The organism is uncultured Campylobacter sp., from assembly GCF_938045225.1.
Taxonomy (GTDB): domain Bacteria; phylum Campylobacterota; class Campylobacteria; order Campylobacterales; family Campylobacteraceae; genus Campylobacter_A.
This window is the reverse complement of sequence record NZ_CALINL010000078.1, coordinates 1-6159: the sequence shown is the minus strand read 5'-3', so window position 1 is coordinate 6159 and position 6159 is coordinate 1. Positions and strand designations below refer to the sequence as shown.

Below are 6159 nucleotides of genomic sequence, written 5' to 3'. Positions count from 1 at the left end.
AAGGGCGCAGTTTTCCGCGCCTTAGTTTTAGATTATTTGATAACAAGACCTTGGAAAAGTCCGCCGCGATTAACCCAAACGAGGGTCTTTTTGCCCTTCGTGCTTGCTAGGGCCTTGTTAAAGTCATCCATGTTTTTGATATTTTCCTCGGCAATCTGGATGATGATATCGCCTTTTTCAAAACCGATTTTTTCGGCATTTGAGCCGGCTTTTACATCCGTTACCAGTATACCGGTAGCATCTGGAGCTAGGCGGTATTTGTATCTTGCGTTATCGTCGATAGCCGTAACGCTAAGACCATCGATTGCCGTACCGCCTTTTGTCACAGGGGTGCTTGATTTTGCGTTGGCATTAGCTAATTTTACCTTGGTTGTTTCGATTTTGCCTGAGCGCTCATAGGTTAGCGTGATCTCTTTGTTTGGCGCTAGAGAGCCGATGATATTTTTGAGATCATTGGCATTTTTGATCTCTTTATCGTCGATTTTGATTACGAGGTCGCCTCGTTTTAGTCCTGCAACATCCGCAGGAAGACCGCTTTCTACGCTACTAATGAGCGCGCCTTCTTTGTTTTTATAGATCTCTTTTTGCTCTTCATTTAGATTTGCTATCATCACGCCGATATATCCGCGCTCTATCTTGCCGTCTTCGATGAGTTTTTTGGCGATATCTTTAGTCATATTTGACGGGATGGCAAAGCCGATGCCGTTATTTCCGCCGCTGCGGCTAAGTATGGCTGAGTTTATACCGACTAGATAGCCGCGACTATCGACTAGCGCACCGCCTGAGTTGCCTGGGTTTATCGAGGCGTCTGTCTGGATGAAATTTTCGTATTGATTTAGACCGATATTGTCTTTATTTAAGCCTGAAACTATACCCTGAGTGATGCTGCCGCCCACGCCGAAAGGATTTCCGATGGCAAATACGATGTCGCCTTCCATCAGTTTAGCCGAGTCGGCAAACGGTATGGCTTTTAGCTCTTTTGCGTCGATTTTGATGATAGCTAGGTCGGTTTTTGGATCGGTGCCGATGATTTTGGCTTTATACTCTTTGTCGCTATCTAGCAGCGTGACGACGATCTCGTCGCTATCTTCTACGACGTGGTTGTTTGTTACGATGTAGCCGTCGCTAGATATGACGACGCCAGATCCTAGCGAGCTGCTTTTTTGTTTTTCTTGAGGTATGTTAAACTGAAATCCGAAAAAGTCCTTGAAAAACGGATCGCTAAACATATCGTTCATATCTGCTACGTTGCTGCTGACGGTTTTTGTAGTGGAGATATTTACGACTGATTTTTTAGCGTCGGCGATAGAGCTGTTGTAGGACAGCACGACGTTTTTGTTAAATTCCGGATTTATTCTCGTAAAATCCTCTGCGGGTTCGTTAAAGTTTATGCTTGCGGCAAAGATCGCGCAAGAAGTAGCCAAAGATAATATCATTATCTTTTTCATTGCTTTTCCTTTTGATAAAATTTTTTCAAAGCGCGATTATATGGCGTTAAGCTCAATGTAAAGTTAATTATTCTTTAAGTCGTTTAAAATCGTTTCGTTTACTATACTTGATTGACATACGCTAAACATTTATGCTATAATCACTATAAAATTAATTGACTAGAAGGACATAACATGAGCAATAGTCTTTACGAAACGTTAGGGGTGTCGGAAAAAGCCACCGGCGACGAGATCAAAAAGGCCTATCGCAGGCTGGCTCGCAAGTATCACCCCGATATCAACAAAGACCCAGGCGCGGAGGATAAATTTAAAGAGATAAACGCTGCGTATGAAATTTTAAGCGATGAGAAGAAGCGCGCGCAGTACGATAGGCACGGCGACGCGATGTTTGGCGGGCAAAATTTCCATGACTTTGCGAGCAGCTCGGGTATGGGAAATTTGGACGAAATTTTAAAAAATATCTTCGGCGGAGGCGGATTTAGCGGATTTTCTAGTAGAAGCGGATTTAGCGGTTTTAGGCAAACGGGCGGATTTAGCGGCTTTGAGGACGAGGAGGATATGGACTCGCGGGCAAAGGTAACTATCCCGTTTGACGTAGCGGTAAAGGGCGGCGAGCACTCGATAAATTTTAACGGCGAAAACATCAAAATAAAAATCCCAAATGGAATCAATAACGGCGAAAAGCTACGCATAAAAGGCAAAGGTAACGGCGGACGCGGCGATCTGATACTAACCGTAAATATCGCGCCTAGCGACGAGTACGAAAGAGACGGCGACGATCTATATAAAGACGTGCTAATCCCGCTAAAAACGATGATGTTTGGCGGTAAGATAGACGTAAAAACGCCTAAAAAAGACGTCACGATAAAAATCGCCGAAAACTCAAAATCAGGGCAAAAAATCAGGCTCAAAGGATACGGCGTACAAAATAGAAAAAGCGGGATATTTGGCGACCTATACCTGCGAGCGCGCGTGTCTTTGCCGGACGTAAATGCCCTAGACGGCGAGCTAGCCGAGCTTATGAAGCAAAAACTCCCGGAGGCATAAGATGAAACAATACGAAGAACCGGTCTATCTAATAAGCGTCGTAGCTAAGGTGCTCTCCATACATCCGCAAACGCTGCGCCAATACGAGCGCGAAGGGCTGCTAGAGCCTTCAAGAACCGAGGGCAAAATGCGCCTTTACTCCGAAAAAGATATGGACCGTATCAAGATGATACTACGTCTAACGCGCGATCTTGGCGTAAATTTAGCAGGCGTCGATATCATCTTGCAGCTAAAAGAGCAGATCGAGCAGTCTGAGGTCATGATAAAACAGATGAAAGAGGAGCTAGACAAAATGGAGCAGGGCGGCGTGCCGTCTAAAAAGGCTCTGGTAAAGCGCAAAAATAGCTTTGATCTCATCTTTTACGATGATAAAAGTTAAGCCTTTTTATCCGTTAAAAAGGTAAAATCGGGTAAAATTTATTTATAAAACGCGCCAAATTTGAGGCTTTAAGGGTGCTAAATTTAGCCTTAAATTTGCCCCGCTTTGAACTCAAATGAGGCACAATGTTAGAAACTTTTTTACTATTTTTCTCTATCCTGCTTATCGCTTGTATCGTCTCTAGCAAGGTTTCAGATAGATTCGGCGTTCCGTCCTTAGTCGTTTTTTTAGCAGTCGGTATGCTGGCTGGCTCGGACGGACTGCTAGGCATCGCCTTTGATAGCCAGCTCATCGCTCATGATGTGGGCATAATCGCACTTATTTTTATCCTCTACACTGGCGGGCTTGATACGAATTTAAAATCGATAAAGCCTATCATGATGAGTGGCATCATGCTCGCGACCGTTGGCGTCGTGCTGACGGCGGCTCTGGTCGCACTTTTGGTTAAATTTTTACTAGGGCTAACTTGGCTTGAAGCCTTGCTTTTTGGAGCGATCATCTCCTCGACCGACGCTGCGGCGGTGTTTGCGATCCTTGGAGCGAAGGAAATTTTGCTAAAAAATAACATCCGACCGCTTTTGGAGCTAGAATCTGGCTCAAACGATCCGATGGCGATTTTCCTCACTGTCACAATGATACAAATCATCGCCCTAAACACCGTCCCAGACGCCTCTGACATCACTGTCGCACTCATCAAGCAGTTTTTACTCGGCGGGCTGATGGGCTATGTATTTGGCGTCGCGCTACCTGGGCTTTTTAACCGTCTAAGGCTTGAGTACTGGGGACTATATCCTGTTTTTTCGATGGCTTGGGTGATGCTTTTGTACGTGCTAGCGGGCAAGGTCGGCGGCAACGGCTTTTTGGCTGTTTATATCGCGGGTATGTTTATAAATAAAAAAGAGTTCGCGCATAAGAAAAATTTGATCGGTTTTCACGACGGTATCGCGTGGGCGATGCAGATCGTCATCTTTTTGACGCTGGGACTTTTGGTAAATCCTTCTCAGCTGCACGCCGTCGCGCTGGCGGGCACAGTGATCGCGTTTTGGATCATGTTTATCGCGCGTCCGGTGGGCGTTTTCGCGTCGTTACTTTTTTCGCGTTACAACGTGAAAGAAAAGATATTTATCTCTTGGGTCGGACTTCGCGGCGTTGTTCCTATCGTACTTGCGACCTATCCGTTCGGGGCAAATTTACCGAATTCGGAGCTAATCTTTAACACGATATTTTTCGTCGTGTTCGTCTCGATCATCATCCAAGGCATGACGCTAGAAAAGGTCGCGCAAAAATGCGGCGTCAAAGAAGAAGCCGCACCAAAAGAAGTCGAGATGTCGAATTTACCGATCTTTTACCACACTTTACGCCAGCACACCATACGCTTTGACTCCGAAGTCGTGGGCAAAAACCTAGCCGAGCTTGAGCTTCCTAGCGACTTTTTGGTGCTACTCATCAAGCGCAAGGGCGAATACATCAAACCTACCGGCTCATCGGTGTTTGAAGAGGGCGACTTGCTACTGATCCAGTGCGAGGACGAGAACAAATACAACGAAACCTTAAAGACTTTTACGGCGTAAATTTGCTGCCATTTGCGTAAAATTTAAAGAAAGGAAATAGAAATGAAATTTGAGGAAATGACTTTATCTACATTTTCAAGCGCGTTTCGTAGAATAAGAAATAAAAGAGGACTTAACAAAAATAAAGATAAAAACGTTAAAGAGGAGAAATAAAAATGAAGTTTGTCAATTTATTTTTAATAGCCGCTTTAGGTATTACATTTAGTTATGCAAAAGAAAAAGTTGATTGTGATGACCCAAAAAATAGACCTAATTATATTGGTGGGATAATGGTAAGCGGCAAAAAAGAGTGTATGATGAATAGAGGAGGGAAAGAACTTGACGGCACTATCGGACGTAACCCAGTAACGGGCAAGGTAACGTCAAGAGCCGAATTGGCAGGCGGCGACAAAGCTACTAATAATCTTGAAGCGGCGCAACAAAATTTCGGCAAGAAAAAGGTCGAGCTGGAGGAAGCCGAAAAGGTTTATGCCGATGACGCCAGCGTTAAAAACTCTCGCCGCGTCGATAAAGCGCGCAAGAGCTTTGAAAAAGCGCAGCGCGATCTCGAAGCGGCAGAAGAGATAAAAGAAAAAGCCGATAAGAAAAAGGGCAAGTAGCCTGCTCAAATTTGAGTTTGAACTAGCCAAGGATCAAGAGGGAAGCCCTCTTGATCAAATTTAACAATCTGGCGTTTAGCATTCTAAGCGGCGAAGCCGCTTAGGGGTATATTTGAATTTAGCTTAAATTTAGCCGAATTTATCTTTCAAATTTAACCCTCTTTTACTCCAAAGCCTGCGCGAGATCGGCGATGAGGTCGTCTGCGTTCTCTAGGCCGACGCTGATTCTGATTAGCTCCTTTGTTATGCCTGCCTTTATTAGCTCCTCGCTTGAGAGCTGCTGATGCGTAGTGGAGGCCGGGTGCGTGATGAGCGACTTTGAGTCGCCGATATTTACGACGATTTTAAAGAGCTTTACCTTGCCGAGCATCTTTACGGCGCGCTCATAGCTATCGGTTTCAAAGCACATTAGCCCGCTAGCCATGCCGTCTTTGAAATATCTTTGCGCTTTTTCGTGCTCGGGATCGCTTTTTAGCGCAGGGTAGGTTACGCGTTTTACGTGTTTATGCGAGTTTAAAAACTCTGCTATTTTTCGCGCATTTTGCGAGTGCCTCTCGATACGAACGCTTAACGTCTCAAGCCCCTGGATGAGCTGCCAAGAGTTAAAAGGCGAGATCGTAGCGCCTATATCGCGCACCAAAGCCACCCTCATGCGCAGCGTATAGATGTCGAATTTACCCGCCATCTGGGCGTAAACTAGGCCGTGATAGCTCTCGTCAGGCTCGTTAAAGTGCGCGTATCTGGCGTTGCCGACTAGCTTGGCGTTTAAATTTTTGCTAGCTACGACTGCGCCCGCTAGGCTTAGGCCCTGGCCGCAGATATATTTGCTCGCGCTATGCACGACGACGTCGATGCCGTGATTTAGCGGCTGGAAAATGATCGGCGTAGGCACGGTGTTGTCGGCGATCGTTACGACGCCGTGCTTATCCGCGATCTCGACGATCTTTTTAAAATTCGGGATTGCGATTTGCGGATTTGATAGCGTCTCGAAAAATATCGCGCGAGTTTTGTCGTCGATCAAATTTTCAAGATCGTCCGCGCTATCGCTATCAAACACCCGCGCCTCGATGCCAAAACGCTTAAGCGTATGTATAAAAAGAACCATCGTGCCGCCG

At 45.6% G+C, this 6159-nt stretch carries 6 protein-coding genes; 4 read left to right on the top strand and 2 right to left on the bottom strand.

Annotated elements, in window-relative coordinates; translation table 11 throughout:
• Positions 1-32: 32 nt before the first annotated feature.
• Positions 33-1448: a Do family serine endopeptidase gene (locus Q0200_RS03320; protein WP_297937674.1), complete on the bottom strand. Its 1416-nt coding sequence runs from the start codon at positions 1446-1448 to the stop codon at positions 33-35.
• Between the two features lie 174 nt (positions 1449-1622).
• On the opposite strand from Q0200_RS03320, the gene Q0200_RS03315 reads away from it, so the two are divergent.
• The 4 genes from Q0200_RS03315 to Q0200_RS03300 all read left to right on the top strand — a co-directional run bounded on the left by Q0200_RS03315 (position 1623) and on the right by Q0200_RS03300 (position 5044).
• Positions 1623-2495 (top strand): DnaJ C-terminal domain-containing protein, encoded by an 873-nt coding sequence (locus Q0200_RS03315; RefSeq protein WP_297937672.1) that lies wholly within the window; start codon positions 1623-1625, stop codon positions 2493-2495.
• A gap of 1 nt (position 2496) precedes the next feature.
• Complete coding sequence (locus Q0200_RS03310) at positions 2497-2874, top strand: helix-turn-helix transcriptional regulator (protein WP_297937670.1); 378 nt, start codon at positions 2497-2499, stop codon at positions 2872-2874.
• Between the two features lie 125 nt (positions 2875-2999).
• The gene (locus tag Q0200_RS03305; protein ID WP_297937668.1) at positions 3000-4445 is read left to right on the top strand and encodes a potassium/proton antiporter; all 1446 of its coding nucleotides are present in this window, start codon (positions 3000-3002) and stop codon (positions 4443-4445) included.
• 296 nt (positions 4446-4741) lie between these two features.
• On the top strand, positions 4742-5044 hold the full coding sequence (locus Q0200_RS03300) for a hypothetical protein (RefSeq protein ID WP_297937667.1): 303 nt from the start codon (positions 4742-4744) through the stop codon (positions 5042-5044).
• Positions 5045-5207: 163 nt separating this feature from the next.
• On the opposite strand, the gene Q0200_RS03295 is transcribed toward Q0200_RS03300, so the two are convergent.
• Positions 5208-6159 (bottom strand): PLP-dependent transferase (locus Q0200_RS03295; RefSeq protein WP_297937664.1); only part of this gene is annotated, 952 nt, incomplete at its 5' end.